The sequence below is a fragment of the Pigmentiphaga sp. CHJ604 genome, assembly GCF_036972535.1.
Taxonomy (GTDB): Bacteria; Pseudomonadota; Gammaproteobacteria; order Burkholderiales; family Burkholderiaceae_B; genus Pigmentiphaga; species Pigmentiphaga daeguensis.
The window spans coordinates 2,256,071-2,278,934 of the sequence record NZ_CP136998.1 but is presented as its reverse complement, the minus strand read 5'-3'; the positions used below and the strand labels follow the sequence as shown (position 1 = coordinate 2,278,934).

Below are 22,864 nucleotides of genomic sequence, written 5' to 3'. Positions count from 1 at the left end.
AGTCTCTAGAAAAGTTATTGGAAATCGTTTTCGAGGAACCCGTGACGCTTGGTCACGCGGTCGAGTTCTATCAGCGATGCCAGCAGGTCGCCCATGCGCGCCAGCGGCACGGCGTTGGGCCCGTCGGACTTGGCATGCGCCGGATCCGGGTGCGTTTCCATGAACAGGCCCGACACGCCCACGGCCACCGCCGCCCGCGCCAGCACCGGCACGAATTCGCGCTGCCCGCCGGACGTCGTGCCCTGCCCGCCGGGCAGTTGCACCGAATGCGTGGCGTCGAACACGACGGGGCAATCCGTCTCGCGCATGATAGCGAGCGAGCGCATGTCCGACACGAGATTGTTGTAGCCAAACGATGCACCGCGTTCGCAGACCAGGATGTTGCCGCCGTCGCCGCCGGCCTCGATGGCGGCTTCGCGGGCCTTGGCCACGACATTGACCATGTCGTGCGGCGCCAGGAACTGGCCCTTCTTGATGTTGACGGGCTTGAGCGTGGCGGCGCAGGCGCGGATGAAATCGGTCTGCCGGCACAGGAAAGCCGGCGTCTGCAGCATGTCCACCACGTCGGCCACGGGACGGGCCTGTTCGGTTTCATGCACGTCGGTCAGCACCGGCACGCCCACCTGGGCCTTCACCTCGGACAGCACCTTCAGCCCGAAATCCATGCCCATGCCGCGGAACGACTTGCTCGAGCTGCGGTTGGCCTTGTCGAACGAACTCTTGTAGATGAAGGGGATGCCGAGCTTGCCGGTCAGCTCCTTCAGGACGCCGGCCGTGTCGATCGCCATTTGCTGCGATTCGATCACGCAGGGTCCGGCGATCAGGAAGAACGGCCTGGCGAGGCCGATCTCGAAGCCGCAGATCGGGTAGCTGCGGGTCGAGGCGTGCGGGTCTTGGCTCATGGTGACCTCCAGGCGCTCAGCCCTGCTCCGCCGCCACGCGCTGCAGCTTGTGCTTGCGCGCCGCGCGGATGTAGGCCGAGAACAACGGATGGCCGTCGCGCGGCGTGGACGTGAATTCGGGGTGGAACTGCACGCCCATGAACCACGGATGATTGGGCAATTCCATCATTTCCGGCAGGCTCTCGGTGGGCGTGCGCGCGCTGATGACCATGCCGGCCTCTTCCAGCTTGGGCACGTACACGTTGTTCACCTCGTAGCGGTGGCGGTGGCGCTCGTTCACCTCGTCGCCGTAGATGTCGTGCGCCATGGTGCCGGCCTTGACCGGGCAGCGCTGCGCACCCTTGCGCATGGTGCCGCCCAGGTCGGACGTGTTGGAACGGCGCTCGACGCGGCCCTCGCGGTCCATCCACTCGGTGATCAGCGCGACCACGGGATGCAGGGTGTCCGGATCGAATTCCGTGCTGTTGGCGCCGACCAGGCCGGCCACGTGGCGGGCGAACTCGATGACCGCAAGCTGCATGCCCAGGCAGATGCCCAGGTAGGGCACGCCGTTCTCGCGGGCATAGCGGATCGCCTGGATCTTGCCCTCGGTCCCGCGCTTGCCGAAGCCGCCGGGCACCAGGATCGCATCGAACTTGCTCAGCTTGCCCACGCCTTCGCTCTCTATCTCCTCGGAGTCGATGTAGTCGACCACCACCTTGCAGCGGGTATGGATGCCGGCGTGCACCAGCGCTTCGGTCAACGACTTGTACGACTCGGTCAGGTCGACGTACTTGCCGACCATCGCGATGTGGACCTCGCCCTCGGGGTTCTCGCGGGCATGGACCAGTTGATCCCACATGGACAGGTCGGCCGGCTCGGGCTGCAACCCCAGCGTTTCGCAGACCAACTCATCCAGCCCCTGCTTGTGCAGCATGGCGGGGATCTTGTAGATGGAGTCGACGTCCCAGACCGAGATGACCGCGTCCAGCGGCACGTTCGAGAACATCGAGATCTTGGCGCGCTCGTCGTCCGGGATGGGGCGGTCGGCACGGCACAGCAGCGCATGCGGGTAGATGCCGATCTCGCGCAGCTTCTGCACCGAATGCTGCGTGGGCTTGGTCTTGAGTTCGCCGGCCGAGGCGATGAAGGGCACCAGCGTCAGGTGCACGAAGGCCGCGCCGCCGCGCCCCAGGCGCAGGCTCATCTGGCGGGCGGCTTCCAGGAAGGGCAGCGACTCGATGTCGCCCACCGTGCCGCCGATCTCGACGATGGCGACGTCGGTCTCGCCATCCCAGGCCGCCGACGCGCCGCGCGCGATGAAATCCTGGATCTCGTTGGTGATGTGGGGGATGACCTGCACGGTCTTGCCCAGGTAGTCGCCCCGGCGTTCCTTGCGCAGCACCGATTCGTAGATCTGGCCGGTGGTGAAGTTGTTCACCTTGCGCATGCGCGCCGAGATGAAGCGCTCGTAGTGGCCCAGGTCCAGGTCGGTCTCGGCGCCGTCTTCCGTGACGAAGACCTCGCCGTGCTGGAACGGGCTCATCGTGCCGGGATCAACGTTGATGTAGGGATCGAGCTTGAGGAGGGTGACTTTGAGGCCGCGCGATTCGAGGATAGCGGCCAGAGACGCGGCGGCAATGCCTTTCCCCAGGGAAGACACCACGCCACCGGTAACGAATACGTACTTGGTCATTGCCAATGGCGCCCGGTTTTTGCCGAGCGCTTGCGGGAAATTGGAATTATAGCGGGAGTTGCGAAAGCCCGCGATCCGGACACGGGTAACCTTTGGCGACAAAAAGACATAGAGCCCCCCCTACGCGCTTACGCGCGCCCCCCAGGGGGCGGCGCTGGCGGACCGGCGGAGCCGGATCCGCGGCGCCCTGGGTCTACCCCTAATACAACACGAGCGTATCCAGGGCGGGGCGGTCGCCTTCGAGGGTGCCGGTCTGGGAGGTTTCGGCGAAGAAGACCTGGCCGTCGTAGCGGCCGACGGCGTCGCGGGTGGTGCCGGTTTCGTAGTCCACGCGCGACTCTTCGGCGCGGCCGGTGCGGGCGAACAGGGTCAGTTGGCGCAGCGATTGCAGCCACCAGCGGCGCGCGGCGCGGTCGTAGGACAGGGTCAGTTCGGCCGAGGTGGATATCTCTTCCGCCTTGGAGACGCTGCGGTCCGTGACGACGACGCGCTGCTGGCGTATGGCCAGCTCCAGGTTGCGGTCGGCGGGCAGGTCCACGCCGCAGGTGGCGCACGGCAGGACGAAGCCCCAGCCCGTGGCCTGGAAACCCTGGGGGCTTCTAGCCCCGATCAGCAGCGCCCGCCGCCCTTCGGCGTTGCGGTAGACCTGCGCGACGCCCTGCCCGTCCAGGCCGAGGTCCCCTTGCACTTCGCGCTCGAGCGTGAATCCGTCCGGAACGAAGGCCTCGGGCCGCGAGGCGACGGCGGGAATGGCCAGCGCCGCCGGGATGTAAGGCCCGCCGGCCTCGGCGTGCGCGGAAGCGGCCAGGGCCGACAACACCACGCTCAGGACGGCCCGCCGGGCCGTCCCGCCCCACTCAGACCGACGCGGCAACGGCGGAGGTATCCAGCTTGGCCGCGGTCTTCTCGACCACTTCCTGCACCGTGACGCCGGGCGCCAGTTCGACCAGCCTGAGCCCCTGCGGCGTGACGTCCAGCACCGCCAGGTCGGTGATGATGCGGTCCACCACGCCCACGCCGGTCAGCGGCAGCGTGCACGCCGGCAGGATCTTCAGATCCACCGTGCCGTCCTTCTTGCGGGCCACGTGCTCCATCAGGATCACCACCCGCCCGACGCCGGCCACGAGGTCCATGGCGCCGCCCATGCCCTTGATCATCTTGCCCGGGATCATCCAGTTGGCCAGGTCGCCCTGCTCGGACACCTGCATCGCCCCCAGGATGGCCAGGTTGATCTTGCCGCCGCGGATCATGCCGAACGAGTCCGACGACGAGAAGATGGACGAACCCGGCAATGTGGTCACCGTCTGCTTGCCGGCGTTGATCAGGTCGGGATCGACCTCGTCCTCGGTGGGAAACGGCCCGATGCCCAGCAGCCCGTTCTCGGACTGCAGCCAGACCTCCAGCCCCTCGGGCACGTGATTGGCCACCAGCGTCGGCAGCCCGATGCCCAGGTTCACGTAGAAACCATCCTGCAACTCACGCGCCGCCCGCGCGGCCATCTCATCGCGAGTCCATGCCATGTCATCTCTCCTTGATATCCGTCGACCCAGAGCGCCGTGGATCCGGCTACCTTACCGTCCGTTGTTCTATGCGCTTTTCCGGGGTCGCGTTCAGGACCAGGCGGTGCACATAGATACCGGGCAGGTGGATGTGGTCCGGATCCAGCTCGCCGTTCTCGACGATGCGCTCGACCTCGGCCACCGTGACCTTGCCGGCCATCGCGGCGTTGGGGTTGAAGTTGCGGGCGGTCTTGTTGAAGATCAGGTTGCCGCTCTTGTCGGCCACCAGGGCCTTGACCAGCGCCACGTCGGGCACCAGCGAGCGTTCCATGACGTATTTCTTGCCGTCGAACTCGCGGATTTCCTTGCCTTCGGCCACCTGGGTGCCCACGCCCGTGGCGGTGAAGAAGGCCGGGATGCCGGCGCCGCCGGCGCGCAGCTTCTCGGCCAGCGTGCCCTGCGGCGTGAACTCCACTTCCAGCTCGCCCGCCAGGTACTGGCGCTCGAACTCCTTGTTTTCGCCGACGTACGAGGAAATCATCTTGCGGATCTGCCGCGTTTCCAGCAGCAGGCCGAGTCCGGCGCCATCGATGCCCGCGTTGTTGCTGATGCAGGTCAGGTTCTTGACACCGGTGTCGCGCAGCGCCGCGATCAGGGCTTCGGGTATGCCGCACAGGCCGAAACCGCCGACCGCCAGGGTCTGCCCGTCCCGCACGATGTCCGCTAGCGCCTCCCGGGCGCTGGCATAGACCTTGTTCATCGTCTTCCTCGCTAACGTGGTGGCCAACGGCCGTGATCGCTTGAAATACAATCGGGGATGATACTTCCAACTATCTTAGCTTAGCGGCGACACCGCCGGTTCCGCACCCCCACCCCACCCGGAGGAACCCTGTACATGCAAGGCAACGAACGCGAGTCGATGGAATACGACGTGGTCATCGTCGGGGGCGGGCCGGCCGGCCTGGCCACCGCGATCCGCCTCAAGCAGCTTGCTGCCGAGAAAGGCCGCGAAATCGGAGTCTGCATACTGGAGAAAGGCAGCGAGATCGGCGCCCACATCCTGTCCGGGGCCGTCATGGACCCGCGCGCGCTGACCGAGCTGATCCCCGACTGGAAGGCCAAGGGCGCGCCGCTGAACACCCCGGTCAGCGAAGACCGCTTCCTGTTCCTGTCCGAGACCGGCGCCCGCGCCACGCCGGGCTGGCTGCTGCCTGCCTGTTTCCACAACGAAGGCAACTACGTGGTCAGCCTGGGCAAGGTGGCCCGCTGGCTGGGCGAGCAGGCCGAGGCCCTGGGCGTGGACCTCTTCCCCGGCTTTGCCGCCGCCGAGATCCTCTACAACGAGGACGGCTCGGTCAAGGGCGTGGCCACGGGCGACATGGGCGTGGGTCGGGACGGCCAGCCCACCGACCAGTACCAGCCGGGCATGGAGCTGCATGCCCGCTACACGGTCTTCGCCGAAGGCTCGCGCGGCCACCTGGGCCGCCAGCTGAACGAGAAGCTCAAGCTCGATGCCGGCAAGGACCCGCAAAGCTACGGCATCGGCATCAAGGAACTCTGGGAGATCGACCCCGCCAGGCACCAGCCCGGGCTGGTCATCCATACCGCCGGCTGGCCGCTGGACGCCGATACCTACGGCGGCTCGTTCCTGTACCACCTCGAGGACAACAAGGTCGCCATCGGCCTGATCGTGGGCCTGGACTACAGCAACCCGTGGCTGTCGCCCTTCGAGGAGTTCCAGCGCTTCAAGACCCATCCCGCCATCCGCGGCTTCCTGGAAGGCGGCAAGCGCATCGCCTACGGCGCGCGCTCCATCACCGCCGGCGGCCTGCTGTCCCTGCCCCGCCTGGCCTTCCCGGGCGGCGCGCTGGTCGGCTGCGAGGCCGGTTTCCTGAACGCCTCGCGCATCAAGGGCAGCCACGCGGCCATCAAGAGCGGCATGCTGGCGGCCGAGGCCGCGTTCGAGGCCATCGAGGCGGGCCGCAGCCACGACGAACTGGCCAGCTATCCGGCCGCCTTCGAGGCCTCCTGGCTGCACGAGGAACTGAACAAGTCGCGCAACTTCAAGCAGTGGTTCAAGAAGGGCCGCACGGTCGGCACGCTGATGACCGGCATCGAACAGTGGCTGCTGCGCGGCAACTTCCCCTGGACGCTGCATCGCGACAAGCCCGACCACGTCTACCTGAAGCCCGCCGCGGAATGCCCGCGCATCGAATATCCCAAGCCCGATGGCAAGCTGACCTTCGACCGGCTGGGTTCGGTGTTCATCTCGAACACCAACCATGAGGAAAACGAGCCCATCCACCTGACGCTCAAGGACCCCTCGGTTCCGGTCGACGTCAACCTCGCGCGCTATGCCGGCCCGGAAAGCCGCTACTGCCCGGCCGGCGTCTACGAATTCGTGAAGGACGACGCCGGCATCGAACGCCTGCAGATCAACGCCCAGAACTGCGTCCACTGCAAGACCTGCGACATCAAGGACCCCACGCAGAACATCGTGTGGGTGACGCCGCAGGGGGGCGAAGGGCCGGTCTACAACGAGATGTGATGGCGGCGGCCTCAGGCCGGGCCGTGCAGCGGCCGGGTCGCCACCAGGAAGTCCTCGTCCGCCAGCCAGTGCGCCGCGTCGACGGCGAAGCACCGGCGCACGAAGTCGCGTGTCAGCACCGCGCGCGGCTCGCCGTCGGCCAGCACCCGCCCTTCCCACAGCGCCACGATGCGGTCGGCATACTGCGCCGCCAGGTTCATGTCGTGCATGGTCACGATCACCGCCGCGCCGGTGCGATGCGCGAAATCGCGGATCGCCGTGCACACCGAGTGCTGGTGATGCGGATCCAGGCTGGCGCACGGCTCGTCCAGCAGCAATAGCCTTCCGGTGCCCGAGCCGGTTTCGCCGGGCCAGATCTGCGCCAGGACCCGGGCCAGGTGCACGCGCGCCTGCTCTCCGCCCGACAGCGCCGGCATGGGCCGCTGGGCCAGGTGCGTCACCCCGGCCGCCTCCAGCGCCGCGCGGACGATGCCTTCGAGCCGCCTGCGCGGCTCGGTGCGCGCCAGGCATCCCAGGTGCACGACCTCGTCGACCGTAAACGGCAGGCTCAGCCCGGCCCGCTGGGGCAGCACCGCCCGCTGCCGGGCCAGCTCGCCGGCCGCCCACTGCCGCAGCGGCCGTCCCTTGAACAACACCTCGCCCGCTGCCGGCCCCAGGTCGCCCGCCATGGTCGACAGCAGCGTGGACTTCCCTGCCCCGTTCGGGCCGATCAGCATCACGATCTCGCCTTCGCCCACGGCGCAATCGATGCCGTCGAGCACCACGCGCGGATGCGGCTGGCTGGCCTGGCGACGCGCGACCGTCAATGAACGCACTTCCAGCATGTTCGTCATCCTTCGAACATCCTGCCCTTGGCCCGCAGCAGCAGGAACAGGAAGAACGGCGCCCCGATCAGCGCGGTCAGCACGCCGATGGGCAGTTCGGCCGGCGCGATGATCAGGCGGGCGACCAGGTCGGCGGCCACCGTCAACGCGGCGCCCAGCAGCGCGGCGCCGGGCAGCACGACGCGCGCGTCCGGGCCCGCCATCAGGCGTATGCAGTGGGGCGCGACCAGGCCCAGGAAGCCGATGATGCCGCAGAAGGCCACCGCCATGCCCACCGCCAGCGCGCTGAACACCACCGCCAGCGCCTTCAGGCTTTCCACGGCCACGCCCAGGTGGCGGGCCTCGGCCTCGCCCAGCGCCATCGCGTTGAGTCCGAGGCGCAGCCGCCACATGCCCGCCAGCGCCACGGCGCCGACCAGCGACACCACGCCCACGATGGGCCAGGTGGCGGGCGCCAGGCTGCCCAGGTTCCAGAAGGTCAGGTTGCGCAGTTGCTCGTCGGTCGCCATGTAGCTGGCCAGCCCGATGAGCGCCATGGCGATGGCGTTCATGGCGATCCCCGCCAGCAGCATGGCGGCCACGGATACGCCCAGCGACGTGCGGCCGATCCGGTAGACCAGCAAGGTGGTCAGCACGCCCCCGGCGAAGGCGGCGACCGGCAACAGCGCCAGTCCCATCGCCTGGGCCAGCGCGGGCCACCACAGGTTGCCGAACACGATGGCCAGCGCGACCGCCAGCGCCGCGCCGCTGGATACCCCGATCAGGCCCGGGTCGGCCAGCGGATTGCGGAACAGGCCTTGCAGCGTCGCCCCCGCCATGCCCAGCAGCGCGCCCACCGCCACGCCCAGCATCACGCGCGGCAGGCGTATGGTCCACAGCACGCCCATCTGCTGGGGCTCGAACCCGCCCTGGGCCAGGCCCGCCTTGTGCAGCAGGATGGCCAGCACGTTGGACGCCGAGATGGGATAGGCGCCGCGGCCGGCGGCCACCACCACCAGCGCCACCAGCAGCGCGGCCAGGACCGGGAACAGCCAGGCGGCCGGCATGCGGCCCGCACGCGCGCGGGCCCAGCCCGACGGCGGCGCGGCGGTCTCCACGCGGGAAACAGTCATTGCCGCACCGCCCTCATGCGCGCAGCGCGCCATACAGGTCCTCGACCGCCTGCGGCAGGCGCGGACCGAATCCCAGCAGCAGCACGATATCGATCAGGACCGCGCGCTGGTTCCTGCCGGCGGGCGTCATCGCCAGGCCCGGCGTGGCCAGCAGCCGCGCCCGGGCATCCGGCTCCTGGGTGCCGTCGAAGGTGCCGACGATGGCATCGGGCGCCGCGCCGGCCAGCGACTCGGCCGACAGCGGCTTGTAGTTGGCGAAGTCGCCGCCGAACACGTTGACCGCGCCCACCAGCCTGAGCATCGCGTCGGCGCCCGTGTCCCGGCCGGCCGCCATGGTATTGGCGCCATGCCGCATCAGGCACGCCACGCGCAGCGGCCGGCCGCCCGGCCCGCGCAGCGGGGCGGCCGCGATGCGCGCCTGCAATGCCTGCCAGCGCAGCGCCAGCCTGTCGGCCAGCGCCTTGCCCTCGGCCTGCCGGCCCAGCGCGGCCGCCACGGTACCGATGCGTCCCAGCACGCCTTCGAAGGTGTAGTCGCCGTCGACGTGCACCACCCTGACCCCCGCCGACTCGATCTGCCTGAGCACGGCAGGCGGCCCCGCTTCCTGCCCGGCCAGCAGCACCTGCGGCCCCAGTGACAACACGCCCTCGGCCGACAGCGTGCGCTGGTAGCCGACCTTGGGCAGCGCCAGGGCCTGGGGCGGATAGAGGCTGCTGGTATCGACCGCCAACAATTGGGGTTGGCCGCCCAGCGCGTAGACGATCTCGGTCACGCCGGCTCCCACCGACACCACGCGCGGCCCCTGGGCCCGCGGCTGGGCGGCGCGCGCCGGAGCCAGGGCTCCCAGCAGGAAACCGGCCGGCAGCGCCGCCAGCAAAGACCGGCGGCGCTGCGTCATTGTGGACATCGACATCATTCCCTCACGCGAGCGACGGCTCGCCCTTCAGATCATAGCTGCGCGCCAGCAGCACCGCGAAGCGCTCGAAGGCCGCGCCGGCCCCGGCCACCACCCGGTCCTGCTCGCCCGCGGACAGGCCGCTGCCGTCCAGCGCCTGGACGAAGCGCTTCCACGCCGCCCCGCGTCCGTCGGCCGGCGCCGCGAGGTTGCGGGCGCCGAAGTTCTCGTCCAGCCCCAGCCGCTGGCCCGCCTCCTTGAGCAGGAAGGCCGCGCCCAGCTTGGAGCCCTCGGACACGTACAGCCAGCCCAGGCCCTCGGGCAATGCCATGCCCTGGCCTTGCGGCGCCTCGGCGGCCTCGGGCACGGCCTGGCCCAGGTCCCGCAGATCGGCCTGGGCCGCCGCGAGCCGCGGCCGCGTCGCCAGGTCCGGGATCAGCGCCGCGTAGGCGCGGTCGTCGTACAGCGGCTCGATGTCGCGCTGGAAAAGATACTGGGCGGCGACGAAGCGGCCGTAGTTCTCCCGGTTGTCGAATGGCTTGAGCGACATCACGAGCTTGTCGAGTTTCTCGTGCAAGGGAGCGGTTTCGGTTTTCAGGCGAAGGGCCAGCGACGACGGAGAGGCGCTTTGGAGCGACATGGATGGATACCTCGGACGGAAATGCAAAGGAGAATCGATCTCAATTACATCGAATTATGCCTGCTCGGCCGGCGTCTGTCTCGTCCCGCGCGTCCCCTTCCCCGCATTCCCTCTTCCCACGCAAAGCAATTGTGACTCCGGCGCACGGTATTCGGGGCCCTGCGCCCGGCTCCTACGTTTATCATCGATACATCCATTGGCGCGGCCCGCGGGGCCGCCAGCACCATCAGGCATAGCCAGGAGAATCTCCATGACGGAACGCACCCATCGCCACGGCCTGCAAGTGGCGAACGAACTCGATCGCTTCATCGAACAGGAAGCCCTGCCCGGCACGGGCCTCGACGGCGATCGCTTCTGGCAAGGCTTCTCGCAGATCGTGCACGATCTCGCGCCCCGGAACCGCGCGCTGCTGGCCGAGCGCGACCGCCTGCAGGCCGAGATCGACAACTGGCACCGCGCCCACCCCGGCCCCGTCACCGACCAGGCTGCCTATCGCGCCTTCCTGGAACGCATCGGCTACCTGCAGCCCCAGCCCGACCAAGTGCGCGTCACCACCGACAACGTCGATACCGAGATCGCCGAACAGGCCGGCCCGCAACTCGTGGTGCCGGTCTCCAACCAGCGCTATGCCCTGAACGCGGCCAACGCGCGCTGGGGCAGCCTGTACGATGCCCTCTACGGCACCGACGCCCTGCCCGAGACCGGCGGCGCCGAACGCGGCTCCGGCTACAACCCGGCGCGCGGCCAGGCCGTTATCGCCCGCGCCCGCGCCTTCCTCGACCAGGCCGCGCCGCTGGCCCAGGGCTCGCATGCCGAGGCCACCGGCTACTCGGTGCGCGACGGCAGGCTCGTGGTCGCGCTCAAGCAGGGCGAGACCGGCCTGCGCCGGCCGGAACAATTCATCGGCCACCAGGGCCAGGCCCAGGCCCCCTCGGCCGTCCTGCTCAAGAACAACGGCCTGCACTTCGAGATCCAGGTCGACCGCAGCAGCCAGATCGGCGCCACCGACGCCGCCGGCGTCAAGGACGTCGTGCTGGAAGCGGCCATCACCACCATCATGGACTGCGAAGACTCCGTCGCCGCGGTCGACACCGAGGACAAGGTCAAGATCTACCGCAACTGGCTGGGCCTGAACAGGGGCGACCTGACCGAGGAAGTCACCAAGAACGGCAAGACCTTCACCCGCCGCCTGAACCCCGACCGCCAATACACCGCCGCCGATGGCTCGACGCTGACCCTGCACGGGCGCTCGCTGATGTTCGTGCGCCACGTCGGCCACCTGATGACCAACCCCGCCGTGCTCGACAAGGACGGCAACGAGATCCCGGAAGGCATCCTGGACGCCGTCGTGGCCACGCTGGCCTCGCTGCCCGACCTGAAGATCCGCCGCAACTCGCGCAAGGGCTCGTTCTACGTGGTCAAGCCCAAGATGCACGGCCCCACCGAAGTCGCCTTCGCCAGCGAACTGTTCGACCGCGTCGAAGACCTGCTGGGCCTGCCGCGCCACGCGATGAAGATGGGCATCATGGACGAGGAACGCCGCACCAGCGTCAACCTCAAGGCCTGCATCGCGGCCGCCAGCCCCCGCGTGGCCTTCATCAACACCGGCTTCCTGGACCGCACCGGCGACGAAATCCACACCGCCATGGAAGCCGGTCCCATGCTGCGCAAGGGCGACATGAAGGCCTCGGCCTGGATCGCCGCCTACGAGCGCAGCAATGTGCTGATCGGCCTGGACGCCGGCCTGCGCGGCCGCGCCCAGATCGGCAAGGGCATGTGGGCCATGCCGGACCTGATGGCCGCCATGCTGGAACAGAAGATCGCCCATCCCAAGGCGGGCGCCAACACCGCCTGGGTCCCTTCGCCCACTGCCGCCACCCTGCACGCCATGCACTACCACCAGGTGGACGTGCAGGCCGTCCAGCAGGAACTGGAAAAGACCCGGCTCGGAACGGTCAGCCAGGAACTCCTGCAAGGCCTCCTGACCGTCCCCGTCGGCGACCCCGCCGCCTGGTCGCCCGCCGACATCCAGCAGGAACTCGAGAACAACGCGCAAGGCATCCTGGGCTACGTGGTCCGCTGGATCGACCAGGGCGTGGGCTGCTCCAAGGTGCCCGACATTCACAACGTCGGCCTGATGGAAGACCGCGCCACCCTGCGCATCTCCAGCCAGCACATCGCCAACTGGCTGCGCCACGGCATCACCAACGAAGCCCAGGTCCGCGACGTGCTCAAGCGCATGGCCAAGGTGGTCGACCAGCAGAACGCCGGCGATCCGCTGTACGAACCCATGTCCGGCAACGAGGAAACCTCCCTGGCCTTCCAGGCCGCCTCCGCCCTGGTCTTCGAAGGCCGCAGCCAGCCCAACGGCTACACCGAACCGCTGCTGCACGCCTACCGCGCGAAGAAGAAGGCGCAGGCCCGCTAGCCGCTCATCATGCCCACCCCGCGCGGCTCATGTCCGGCCCGCGCGGGGGCAGCCGCCCGGAGCCGGATGCGCCCGCCTCAAGCCCCCTTCCTGGAGGCATCCCCCGCATACTGGTCCACGGCCCCCGCCATCTCCCTAAGCACCTGCTCCATGGACTTCACCCCGTAGGGATAGAAAGCCTTCTTCTCGCCCCGCTTCCACCGCTCCCGCACCTGCGGGTCCCGCAAGTCCCAATCCGGCCGTATCTCCCGCGTCAGCGCCCGCAACTCGCCATGCAGCTCGGCCACCGACGGGCGGCCCCAGTAGTAATAGCCGTTCCAGACCTTGCGTATCTCCAGTCCGGGCGCCAGCAGCAAGGTATGCGGAATCATCGGTTCATGCTGCGTGTCCGTGTACTCCAGGATGTCCAGCTCATCCCGCACCCGCTTCTGCTCGTCGTACAGAAAGGGATAGTGCGCCCCCAGTTGCTGGCGCAGATTGTTGGTCGTGTGCCAGTCGTCCGTGGTCACCACCACCAACCGGCAGTTGCCCACCACCAGTTGCGGATGGAACCGGGTCAAGGCCTTCAACTGCTCGCGGTCCTTGGCGCAGAAGAACCCGCGGATCAGCACCAGCAGCATGGGGTCGTCCCCCTGCAGCGCCGACAGCGCGCGGGCCGTCTTCGTATGGTCGGGCAGGACATAGTCGGGCAGCACCTGCCCCGCTTCGAGCTTCACCGTCATGATGCACCTCCTATCAAGCCAGGATGGCGCGCGGCAAGTGCCGTGCCCACGCTGTTTTGACGCGCTGCGGGACGGGCACTATTCTTAGCGGGCAACAAGAAACCCATGAGGAGACCCCACCATGCCCCACCGCCTCCGCGCCCCCTGCGCGCGCCGCGCCTTCCTCGCACAATGTGCGGCCGCCGCAACGCTCGCCGGCGTCGCGCTCCAGCCCATGGCCCACGCCGCCGACGCCTACCCCTCCAAACCGGTCACCCTGGTCACCTCCTTCTCGGTAGGCAGCGGCCCCGACACCGTGCTGCGCCTGGTGGCCGACCGCCTGGGCAAGGCCTGGGGCCAGCGCGTCGTGGTCGAGAACCGGCCGGGCGGCGCGGGCTTCATCGCCATCGATTCCTTCAAGCGCTCGGCGCCCGACGGCTACTCGCTGCTGCAGCTCGACAGCGAACAGCTCGCCGCCCTGCCCCATCTGTACAAAAGCCGCCAGTACGATCCCGACAAGGTCTTCGACCCGGTCGCCACGCTGTTCATCACGCCCTTCCTGGTTTCCGTCTCGGCCCAATCGCCCTGGAAATCGGTCTCCGACCTCGTCGCGGCCGCCAAGGCCAAGCCCGGCCAGGTCACCTATGGATCCTGGGGCATAGGCAGCCCCGGCCACCTGGGCGGCATCGCCCTGGAAAACGAAGCGAACGTCAGTATGCAGCACGTGCCCTACAAGGAAGTCGGGCAACTGTACGCGGCCGTCAGCACCCAGGAAGTGAACTGGAGCATGGCCACCATTGCCTCCAGCCAGGGCCCCTACCAGGCCGGCAAGCTGCGCTACATCGCCGTCGCGGCCCCCAAGCGCATCCCGCAGATGCCCGACGTGCCCACGGTGGCCGAAAGCGGTGGCCCCGCCAGCCTGGACGTCAATTCCTTCGTCGTGCTGCTGGCGCCCAAGGGCCTGCCGGCGACCATCCGCGACAAGATCAACGCCGACGTCGCCAAGGTCGTGGCCGACCCCGAGATCAAGAAGCGCCTGGATACCTTCGCCTTCCAGACCATCAGTTGGTCGCCCGACGAAATCCACCGCCAGGTCTCGGCCAAGTCCAAGACCTACCAGGGGCTGATCCAGAAGGCCAACGTCACGCTGGAATGACCCGGGGAACGAGCATGAAGGTCTGCATCGTGGGCGCCGGCGCCATCGGCGGCTTCATCGGCGCCCGCCTGGCGGCCACCGGCGCCTGCTCGGTCAGCGCCCTGGCCCGCGGCGCCACGCTCGAGGCGCTGCAATCGCACGGCTGGCGGCTGCGGCAGGAAGGCGGACTCGTCCAGGTCCCGGCCACGGCCAGCGACCGCACCGAGACCCTCGGTCCGCAGGGCCTGGTCGTCGTCGCGGTCAAGGGCCCCGCCCTGGCCGCCGTGGCGGACGGCCTCGCGCCGCTGCTGGGCCCGGACACCGCCGTGCTGCCGGCCATGAACGGCGTGCCCTGGTGGTTCGCGCAAGGCCTCCTGCCGCCGGAACGGGCCCGCCTGTCGACCATCGACCCCGATGGCCGGATCGCGCGCGGCATTCCCCTGGCGCGCGTGATCGGGTGCGTGGTCCACGCCAGCACCTCGACGCCGGAGCCGGGCGTCGTCCAGCATCACATGGGCGGCGGGCTGATCATCGGCGAACCGGACGGCTCGTCCTCGAAACGGGTCGAGCGCATCGTCGCGCTGCTTGCGCAGGCGGGCTTCGACGCCACCGCCTCGCGGGCCATCCGCCAGGACATCTGGTACAAGCTGTGGGGCAACATGACCATGAATCCGGTCTCGGCCATCACCGGCGCCACGGTCGACCGCATCCTGGACGACCCGCTGGTACGCCGGTTCTGTTCCGACGCCATGGACGAGGCGGCCCGCATCGGCCGCGAACTGGGCTGCGCCATCGACCAGAGCGCCGAGGACCGCCACGCCGTCACGCGCAAGCTCGGCGCCTTCAAGAGTTCCATGCTGCAGGATGCGGAGGCGGGGCGTCCGCTGGAGCTGGACGCCATCGTGGCCGTGGTGCGCGAGCTTGGCCGGAAAGTGGGCGTACCCACGCCCAACATCGACGCCCTGTTCGGCCTGGCCCGCCTGTACGGCCGGGCGCACGGCCTCTATCCGGACGTCAGCGCGTAGAAGAGGATACGAAGAACGCGCCGATCACCGTCTTGACATCGGTGACTTCCCCCTGGCGGATCCAGGCCATCAGGTCCTCCAGCGGGGCCTTGAACACTTCCAGGAACTCGTGCTCGTCCAGGCGCTGCTCGCCCCGCTCCAGGCCCTCGGCCAGGAACAGCACGATGCGCTCGTTGGCATAGGCGATGGCGTTATGGATGGTGGTGAGCTCGGTCCACTTGTTGGCCCGATAGCCCGTTTCCTCCAGCAGCTCCCGTTGCGCGGTCGCGAGCGGGGCCTCGCCGGGGTCGATCTTGCCCGCGGGGAATTCGATGAAGGCCCGGTGCATGGGATAGCGGTACTGCCGCACCAGCACCACCTGCCCATCCGGCAGCATGGGCACGATCATGGAGGCGCCCGGATGCATGATGTACTCGCGCGTGGCCGTGGCCCCTCCCGGCAGCCGGACGGTGTCCCGGCGCACGTCCAGCAGCTTGCCGCGGAACACCGCCTCGCTGGTGAGGGGCTCCTCGCGCAGCCGCTCCGAACTGCGCGCCAGTTCTTCCAGTGCTCGATCGTCGCTCATCGGGCGGTCCGTTTGAAAAGATAGCGGTACACGAAGCCGGGATAGGCCAGCACGAGATACAGCGTCAGGGTGATGGCATAGAACTGCCATCCCTGGGGAAACACGTTGCCCAGGCTGGCCTCGAATCCCAGGCCGACGCCGCCGACCACCAGGTACAGCACCAGCACTTCGACCAGCCTCAGCCAGAACGGCTTGCGGGCGGGCGCGCCGTCCCGGCGGAAGGCCACCGCGCCGAACACGCGTTCCGTCAGGAACGGCAGGTTGGCGGTCACCAGGGCCAGCAGGATCAGGACGTAGATGGCGAGGGTCTGTTTCAAGGCGGGGTTCCTGTCACGACAAACCCGGTCGGGAACGGCGGCGGCGCAATCGCGCCGCCGCCGGAAAAGAAGCTCAGAGCGCGAGCGAGCTGGAGATGGCCTGGGCGCACAGGGCGACCAGCGGCGCGGGGAACACGCCCAGGACCAACAGCAGCACGCCGTTGACCGACAGCACGGTGCGGAAACCGGCCGAACCCTGCAGCGGGGCCTGGTCGACCGGATCGTCGAAGTACACGACCTTCACCACCCGCAGGTAGTAGAAGGCGCCGATCAGCGAGAACAGCACGGCCACCACGGCCAGCACGACGTGGTTGGTCTGGATCAGCGACTGCAACACCGCCAGCTTGGCGTAGAAGCCGACCGTGGGCGGAATGCCGGTGAGCGAGAACATCTGCACCAGCATCACGCCGGCGAACCACGGGTTGCGGCGGTTCAGGCCCTTCAGGTCGTCGACGTTCTCGCACTCGAAGCCCGAGCGCGACAGCAGCATCAGCACGCCGAACGAGCTGAGCGTGGTCAGCACATAGACGACCACGTAGAACATGGCCGACGTATAGGCGTTCTGGGCGTTGAAGGCGCTGCCCTCGATCACGCCGGACATCAGGCCCAGCAGCACGAAACCCATGTGCGAGATGGTCGAATAGGCCAGCATGCGCTTGATGTTGGACTGCATGATGGCGGCGAGATTGCCGATGGCCAGCGACAGCACGGCCATGATCGCCAGCATGGGCTGCCAGTCGGCCGCCAGGCCGAACAGGCCGTCGACCAGCAGGCGCAGCACGATGGCGAACGCGGCCAGCTTGGGCGCGCCGCCCAGCAGCAGCGTCACGGCCGTGGGCGCGCCCTGGTAGACATCGGGCACCCACATGTGGAACGGCACGACGCCGAGCTTGAACGCCAGGCCCGCGACCAGGAACACCAGGCCGAAGACCAGGATCATGTGGTTGTCGGTCGCGCCGGAGGTGGCGCGGGCGATGCCGGCCAGGTTCAGCGTGCCGGTGGCGCCGTAGATCATGGACATGCCGTACAGCAGCAGGCCCGAGGCCAGCGCGCCCAGCACGAAGTACTTCATGGCGGCCTCGGTGGACACGGTGTGCTCGCGGCGCAGCGCGACCAGCGCGTAGAACGACAGCGACATCAGCTCCAGGCCGAGGTAGATCGTCAGCATGTTGCCGGCCGAGATCATGACCATCTGGCCCAGCAGCGCCAGCAGCGACAGCACGTACAGCTCGCCGCCGCGCAGCATGCCGCGGTCCTTGGCGTAAGCCTTGCCGTAGATCAGCGTCACGCCCACCGCGATATACGAGAACACCTTGAGCACGTGGCCCAGGCTGTCCGCCACGTACATGCCGTCGAAGGCCGTGCCCTGCACGCCCGAGGCCAGGTCCGACAGGCTCATCCAGGTCAGCGCCACCAGGGCGGCCAGGGACAGGATGTGCGTCACCGCGCGGCCTTCATCCTTGACGAACAGGTCGATCAGCAGGATGGCGGACGTCAGCACCAGCAGCGTGATCTCCGGCGCGACGAGAGACAGGTTCAGATTGGCGAATTCCATTGCGTAACGTCCGGCGTCTTACAGTTTCGAAATGGCGACATGCTTGAGCAGCGCGTCGACCGAGACGTGCATCACGTCGGTGAAGGGCGCGGGATGGACGCCCATGTACAGCACGGCGATGGCCATCACGCCCAGGATGAAGAACTCGCGGGCGTTGACGTCGGCCAGCTCGCGCACGTGCTGGTGGGTGATGTCGCCGAACACGACGCGCTTGACCATCCACAGCGAGTACGCGGCGCCCAGGATCAGGGCCGTGGCGGCCAGCAGGCCGATCCAGAAGTTGTACTCGACCGAGCCCATGATGACGAAGAATTCGCCCACGAAGCCGCTGGTGGCCGGCAGGCCGCTGTTGGCCATCGAGAACAGCACGAAGAACGTGGCGAACTTCGGCATGGTGTTGACCACGCCGCCGTAGTCGGCGATGCGGCGCGAGTGCACGCGGTCGTACAGCACGCCTATGCACAGGAACATCGCGCCCGACACGAAGCCGTGCGAGACCATCTGCACGATGGCGCCCTCGACGCCGGCGGTGTTGAAGATGAAGAAGCCCAGGGTTACGAAGCCCATGTGCGCCACGGACGAATACGCGACCAGCTTCTTCATGTCGTCCTGAACCAGCGCCACCAGGCCGATGTAGATGACGGCGATCAGCGACAGCGCGATCATCAGGCCCGACAGGCTATGCGCGGCGTCGGGCACGATGGGCAGCGACAGCCGCAGGAAGCCGTAGGCGCCCAGCTTCAGCATGATGGCGGCCAGCACCACCGAGCCGCCCGTGGGCGCCTCGACGTGGGCGTCGGGCAGCCAGGTGTGGACCGGCCACATCGGCACCTTCACCGCGAAAGCCATCAGGAAGGCCAGGAAGATCAGGATCTGCTCGGTCTGGCCCAACGGCAGCTTGTGCCAGGCCAGGATGTCGAACGTGCCGCCGGCCGAATGCCACAGGTAGATGAACGCGACCAGCGTCAGCAGCGAACCCAGCAGCGTGTACAGGAAGAACTTGAACGCCGCGTAGACCCGGTTGGGGCCGCCCCACACGCCGATGATGATGTACATCGGGATCAGCGTGGCCTCGAAGAACACGTAGAACAGGAGGCCGTCCAGTGCCGCGAACACGCCTATCATCAGGCCCGACAGGATCAGAAAGGCGCCCATGTACTGGGCGACGCGGCTGGTGATGACTTCCCACCCGGCCAGCACCACGATGATGGTGATGAAGGCCGTCAGCAGGACGAACCACAGCGAGATGCCGTCCACGCCCAGGTAATAGGACACGCCGTACTCGGCGATCCAGGCGGCCTTCTCGACGAACTGCATCTGCGCCGTCGAGGCGTCGAAGCCGGTGTAAAGCGGCAGGGTGACCAGGAAGCCGGCGATCGCGCCGATCAGCGCCAGCACGCGGGCGACGGTGGGGTTGCTGTCTCGGCCCACCGCCAGCACCAGGATGCCGAAGACGATCGGGGTGAAGATCGCAAGCGAGAGCCACGGAAAAGAAGTTTGAGCCATATCGCTTGCCATCAATTGTTCAGCAGGACGAAGAAGGTCACCAGGGCCATGATGCCGATGATCATGGCGAAGGCGTAGTGATAGATGTAGCCCGATTGCAGGTGGCGGACCACCCCGGCGAACCAGCCCACCAGACGGGCGCTGCCGTTGACCAGGAGGCCGTCGATCAGGGACTTGTCGCCCACCTTCCAGAAGCCGCCGCCCAGCGCGCGGGCACCGCGCGCGAACACGGCTTCGTTGATCTTGTCCATGTAGTACTTGTTGTCGAGCAGGTTGTACAACCAGCCTGCGCGAGCCTTGATGGCGGCGGGAATGGCCGGCTTGACCATGTAGAAGAACCACGCCAGGACCACGCCGGCCAGCATCAGCCAGAACGGCACGGTACTGAACGCATGCAGCCCGTAGGCCACCCAGCCGTGGAAGTCCTCGGCCAGGTGCTCCATGACGGGGCGATCGGGCGAATTGAAGATCACGCCCTTGAAGAAGTCGCCGAACAGCATGGGGCCGATCGCGATCGCCCCGATCACCACCGACGGGATGGCCAGCAGCACCAGCGGCACCGTCACCACGGCGGGCGACTCGTGCGGCACGCCGCCGTGATGGTGGTCGTCGTGGCCGTGGTCGTCATGGCCATCGTGCGCGTGGTCGTCGTGTCCATGCCCGTGCGCGCCCGAGGTGTCGAAGCGCTCCTTGCCGTGGAAGACCAGGAAGTACAGGCGGAAGGAGTAGAACGCCGTCACGAACACGCCGGCCAGCACCGCGAAGTAGGCGAAGCCCGACCCCCAGACGTGGGACAGCTTGGCCGCCTCGATGATGTTTTCCTTCGAGTAGAAACCGGCGAAGAACGGCGTGCCGATCAGCGCCAGCGAACCCAGCAGGAAGGTGATCCAGGTGATGGGCATGTACTTGCGCAGGCCGCCCATGTTGCGGATGTCCTGGTCGTGGTGCATGCCGATGATGACCGAGCCCGCCGCCAGGAACAGCAGCGCCTTGAAGAAGGCGTGGGTCATCAGGTGGAAGATCGCCACCGAGTAGGCCGAGGCGCCCAGCGCGACGGTCATGTAGCCCAGCTGCGACAGCGTGGAATAGGCCACCACGCGCTTGATGTCGTTCTGGATGATGCCCAGGAAGCCCATGAACAGCGCGGTGATCGCGCCGATGATGATGATGAACGACAGCGCGGTGGGCGACAGCTCGAACAGCGGCGAGAAACGCGCCACCATGAAGATGCCCGCCGTCACCATGGTGGCAGCGTGGATCAGCGCGGAGATCGGGGTCGGGCCTTCCATCGAATCGGGCAGCCAGACGTGCAGCGGGAACTGCGCCGACTTGCCCATGGCGCCCACGAACAGCGCGATGCAGGCCACGCTCAGCAGCATCCAGTCGGTGCCCGGGAAGGTCAAGCCGGCCAGTTTGTCGGACTGCGAGAACACTTCGGTGTAGTTCATCGAGCCGGCGTACGCGAACAACAGGCCGATGCCCAGCACGAAGCCGAAGTCCCCTACCCGGTTGACCAGGAAGGCCTTCATGTTGGCGAAGATCGCGGTGGGACGGGTGTACCAGAAGCCGATCAGCAGGTAGGACACCAGGCCCACGGCTTCCCAGCCGAAGAAGAGCTGGAGCATGTTGTTGGACATGACCAGCATCAGCATCGAGAAGGTGAACAGCGAGATGTAGGCGAAGAAGCGCTGGTAGCCGGGATCGTCCTTCATGTAGCCGATGGTGTAGATGTGCACCATCAGCGACACCGAGGTGACCACCACCATCATCATGGCCGACAGCGTGTCGATCATGAAGCCGATTTCCAGCTTGATGCCGCCGATCGCGCTCCAGGTGTAGAGCGTGCCGTTGAAGGTGTTGCCCGCCAGGACGTCCTGCAGCACGAAGGCCGAGCCGATGGCCGAGACCAGCACGCCCAGGATCGTGACCCAGTGCGCGCCGGCGCGGCCGACCCAGCGTCCGAGGAAGCCGGTGCCGAACAGCCCGGCGATGGCGGACCCGACCAGCGGGGCGAAAGCGATGAGGAGATAGAGCTTAGGTACCGACATGTCTTGATTTTCTCGTAGCCCGGACCGTCAGCCCTTCAGCCGGTCAAGTTCATCAACATTGATCGTGTTCAGGTTGCGGAACAATACAACCAGGATCGCCAGGCCGATGGCGGACTCGGCGGCCGCCACGGTCAGGATGAAGAACACGAACACCTGCCCGCTCAAATCGCCCATCCAGCTGGAGAAAGCGACGAAATTCATGTTCACCGCCAGCAGCATCAGTTCGATCGCCATCAGCAGCACGATGATGTTCTTGCGGTTGAGGAAGATGCCGACGATGCTGATCGCGAACAGGATCGCGCCCAGCACGAGGAAGTGGCCTAGGGTCAGGGTCATGGTTGGCTTCCCTTGGGTTCGGTGGCGGCAGGCGCCTGGGCGCCCTCGCCTTCCCGGGAATTTTCGGTTTGCGACGGAATCGATACCAGGCGGACGCGGTCCTGGCGACGCACGCGGATCTGCTCGGACGGCCGGGTCACCTTGACGTCGGAGCGGCGGCGCAGCGTGAGCGCGATGGCGGCGACCATGCCCACCAGCAGGATCACGGCGGCGATCTCGACGGCGTAGATGTACTCGGTGTACATCGCCACGCCGATGGCGCGCGTGTTGTTGAAGTCGGCCGGCGCCTGCGGCACGCTGGGGTCCCAATAGGCATTGGCCAGCACGAAGGCCATTTCCCCGACCATGATGGCGCCCACCACGATGCCCAGCGGCAGGTAGGTCTTGAAGCCCTGGCGCAGCTTGGCGCTGTCGATGTCCAGCATCATCACGACGAACAGGAACAGCACCATCACCGCGCCCACGTACACGAGCACCAGCAGGATGGCGAGGAACTCCGCCTTCAGCAGCATCCAGATCATGGAGGCGGTGAAGAACGACAGCACCAGGTGCATGACGGCGGTGACGGGGCTGCGCGCGACGATGACCCGGCAGGCGGCCACGACGAGGATCGCGGCGAATATATAGAACAGTATGGCGGTCATGGTGTGGGTTTCGTTTACCGGTATTTCGCGTCCTGCGCACGGTTCTGCGCGATCTCGGCTTCATAGCGGTCGCCGACCGCCAGCAGCATTTCCTTGGTGAAATACAGGTCGCCCCGCTGTTCGCCGTGATATTCGTGGATGTGCGTCTCGACGATGGAATCCACCGGGCAGCTTTCCTCGCAGAAGCCGCAGAAGATGCACTTGGTCAGGTCGATGTCGTAGCGGTTGGTACGGCGCGTGCCGTCGTCGCGCACCTCGGATTCGATCGTGATCGCCACCGCCGGACAGACCGCCTCGCACAGCTTGCAGGCGATGCAGCGCTCTTCCCCGTTGGGGTAGCGGCGCAAGGCATGCAGGCCCCGGAAGCGCGGGGACATCGGGGTCTTTTCCTCGGGATACTGCACCGTGATCTTGCGGGCGAACATGTACCGCCCCGTCAGGCGCAATCCCTTGAGGAGTTCGGTCAGCATCAGGCTGCCGAAGAATTCCTTGATCGCTTGCATGATTCA

At 67.4% G+C, this 22,864-nt stretch carries 22 protein-coding genes; 4 read left to right on the top strand and 18 right to left on the bottom strand.

Annotation, left to right across the window (positions count from 1 at the left end; all coding sequences use genetic code 11):
- Window positions 1-14 precede the first annotated feature (14 nt).
- The 5 genes from kdsA to R4823_RS10975 all read right to left on the bottom strand — a co-directional run bounded on the left by kdsA (window position 15) and on the right by R4823_RS10975 (window position 4,836).
- The gene (gene kdsA, locus R4823_RS10995; RefSeq protein WP_087839432.1) at window positions 15-902 is read right to left on the bottom strand and encodes a 3-deoxy-8-phosphooctulonate synthase; all 888 of its coding nucleotides are present in this window, start codon (window positions 900-902) and stop codon (window positions 15-17) included.
- A gap of 16 nt (window positions 903-918) precedes the next feature.
- Window positions 919-2,577 carry a CTP synthase gene (locus R4823_RS10990; RefSeq protein ID WP_087839431.1) on the bottom strand — a complete coding sequence of 553 codons (1,659 nt, stop codon included), beginning with the start codon at window positions 2,575-2,577 and terminating at the stop codon, window positions 919-921.
- Window positions 2,578-2,776: 199 nt separating this feature from the next.
- On the bottom strand, window positions 2,777-3,451 hold the full coding sequence (locus R4823_RS10985) for a hypothetical protein (RefSeq protein ID WP_132980019.1): 675 nt from the start codon (window positions 3,449-3,451) through the stop codon (window positions 2,777-2,779).
- Window positions 3,435-4,097 carry a 3-oxoacid CoA-transferase subunit B gene (locus tag R4823_RS10980; RefSeq protein WP_087839429.1) on the bottom strand — a complete coding sequence of 221 codons (663 nt, stop codon included), beginning with the start codon at window positions 4,095-4,097 and terminating at the stop codon, window positions 3,435-3,437. The genes R4823_RS10985 and R4823_RS10980 overlap by 17 nt, the downstream gene beginning before the upstream one ends.
- 46 nt (window positions 4,098-4,143) lie before the next feature.
- Window positions 4,144-4,836, bottom strand: coding sequence for a CoA transferase subunit A (locus R4823_RS10975; RefSeq protein WP_124689058.1), 693 nt, complete (start codon window positions 4,834-4,836; stop codon window positions 4,144-4,146).
- Window positions 4,837-4,995: 159 nt separating this feature from the next.
- Between R4823_RS10975 and R4823_RS10970 the strand changes: the two genes are divergently transcribed.
- Window positions 4,996-6,624 (top strand): electron transfer flavoprotein-ubiquinone oxidoreductase, encoded by a 1,629-nt coding sequence (locus R4823_RS10970; protein WP_087839546.1) that lies wholly within the window; start codon window positions 4,996-4,998, stop codon window positions 6,622-6,624.
- An 11-nt stretch (window positions 6,625-6,635) separates the two neighbouring features.
- On the opposite strand, the gene R4823_RS10965 is transcribed toward R4823_RS10970, so the two are convergent.
- From R4823_RS10965 to R4823_RS10950, 4 genes are read right to left on the bottom strand one after another with little or no spacing between them, the layout of a single operon-like run.
- A complete protein-coding gene (locus R4823_RS10965) occupies window positions 6,636-7,457 on the bottom strand; it encodes a heme ABC transporter ATP-binding protein (RefSeq protein ID WP_338618641.1) in 822 nt (273 codons plus the stop codon).
- Window positions 7,454-8,560, bottom strand: a complete 1,107-nt coding sequence (locus tag R4823_RS10960) for an iron ABC transporter permease (protein WP_087839427.1) — start codon at window positions 8,558-8,560, stop codon at window positions 7,454-7,456. The genes R4823_RS10965 and R4823_RS10960 overlap by 4 nt, the downstream gene beginning before the upstream one ends.
- Window positions 8,561-8,573: 13 nt before the next feature.
- Window positions 8,574-9,467, bottom strand: coding sequence for an ABC transporter substrate-binding protein (locus R4823_RS10955; RefSeq protein ID WP_338618638.1), 894 nt, complete (start codon window positions 9,465-9,467; stop codon window positions 8,574-8,576).
- A gap of 13 nt (window positions 9,468-9,480) precedes the next feature.
- Window positions 9,481-10,095, bottom strand: coding sequence for a biliverdin-producing heme oxygenase (locus tag R4823_RS10950; RefSeq protein WP_338618637.1), 615 nt, complete (start codon window positions 10,093-10,095; stop codon window positions 9,481-9,483).
- Window positions 10,096-10,345: 250 nt separating this feature from the next.
- Here R4823_RS10950 and R4823_RS10945 point away from each other — a divergent pair, with 250 nt between their 5' ends.
- Window positions 10,346-12,523 (top strand): malate synthase G, encoded by a 2,178-nt coding sequence (locus tag R4823_RS10945; RefSeq protein WP_338618636.1) that lies wholly within the window; start codon window positions 10,346-10,348, stop codon window positions 12,521-12,523.
- 77 nt (window positions 12,524-12,600) lie between these two features.
- Here the strand turns inward: R4823_RS10945 and R4823_RS10940 are convergent, their stop codons facing one another.
- Complete coding sequence (locus R4823_RS10940) at window positions 12,601-13,245, bottom strand: peroxiredoxin-like family protein (protein WP_338618633.1); 645 nt, start codon at window positions 13,243-13,245, stop codon at window positions 12,601-12,603.
- Between the two features lie 121 nt (window positions 13,246-13,366).
- Between R4823_RS10940 and R4823_RS10935 the strand changes: the two genes are divergently transcribed.
- Complete coding sequence (locus tag R4823_RS10935) at window positions 13,367-14,380, top strand: tripartite tricarboxylate transporter substrate binding protein (protein ID WP_338618631.1); 1,014 nt, start codon at window positions 13,367-13,369, stop codon at window positions 14,378-14,380.
- Between the two features lie 14 nt (window positions 14,381-14,394).
- Complete coding sequence (locus R4823_RS10930; protein WP_338618629.1) at window positions 14,395-15,384, top strand: 2-dehydropantoate 2-reductase; 990 nt, start codon at window positions 14,395-14,397, stop codon at window positions 15,382-15,384.
- Here R4823_RS10930 and R4823_RS10925 read toward each other — a convergent pair.
- The 8 genes from R4823_RS10925 to nuoI form a co-directional block, all read right to left on the bottom strand.
- Window positions 15,374-15,949 (bottom strand): NUDIX hydrolase, encoded by a 576-nt coding sequence (locus R4823_RS10925; protein ID WP_338618627.1) that lies wholly within the window; start codon window positions 15,947-15,949, stop codon window positions 15,374-15,376. The two genes, R4823_RS10930 and R4823_RS10925, sit on opposite strands and share 11 nt — an antisense overlap.
- Window positions 15,946-16,266 carry a DUF2818 family protein gene (locus R4823_RS10920; protein ID WP_338618626.1) on the bottom strand — a complete coding sequence of 107 codons (321 nt, stop codon included), beginning with the start codon at window positions 16,264-16,266 and terminating at the stop codon, window positions 15,946-15,948. Before R4823_RS10920 ends, R4823_RS10925 begins: the two co-directional genes overlap by 4 nt.
- Before the next feature lie 73 nt (window positions 16,267-16,339).
- On the bottom strand, window positions 16,340-17,821 hold the full coding sequence (gene nuoN, locus R4823_RS10915) for an NADH-quinone oxidoreductase subunit NuoN (RefSeq protein ID WP_132980013.1): 1,482 nt from the start codon (window positions 17,819-17,821) through the stop codon (window positions 16,340-16,342).
- Between the two features lie 18 nt (window positions 17,822-17,839).
- Window positions 17,840-19,327 carry an NADH-quinone oxidoreductase subunit M gene (locus R4823_RS10910; RefSeq protein WP_165963206.1) on the bottom strand — a complete coding sequence of 496 codons (1,488 nt, stop codon included), beginning with the start codon at window positions 19,325-19,327 and terminating at the stop codon, window positions 17,840-17,842.
- An 11-nt stretch (window positions 19,328-19,338) separates the two neighbouring features.
- Entirely contained in the window at window positions 19,339-21,375 is a 2,037-nt protein-coding gene (gene nuoL, locus R4823_RS10905) for an NADH-quinone oxidoreductase subunit L (protein WP_132980011.1), read from the bottom strand.
- A 27-nt stretch (window positions 21,376-21,402) separates the two neighbouring features.
- Window positions 21,403-21,711, bottom strand: coding sequence for an NADH-quinone oxidoreductase subunit NuoK (gene nuoK, locus R4823_RS10900; protein ID WP_087779243.1), 309 nt, complete (start codon window positions 21,709-21,711; stop codon window positions 21,403-21,405).
- Window positions 21,708-22,355: an NADH-quinone oxidoreductase subunit J gene (locus R4823_RS10895; RefSeq protein WP_132980010.1), complete on the bottom strand. Its 648-nt coding sequence runs from the start codon at window positions 22,353-22,355 to the stop codon at window positions 21,708-21,710. Before R4823_RS10895 ends, nuoK begins: the two co-directional genes overlap by 4 nt.
- A gap of 14 nt (window positions 22,356-22,369) precedes the next feature.
- Window positions 22,370-22,858 (bottom strand): NADH-quinone oxidoreductase subunit NuoI, encoded by a 489-nt coding sequence (nuoI, locus tag R4823_RS10890; RefSeq protein WP_132980009.1) that lies wholly within the window; start codon window positions 22,856-22,858, stop codon window positions 22,370-22,372.
- Window positions 22,859-22,864 lie beyond the last annotated feature (6 nt).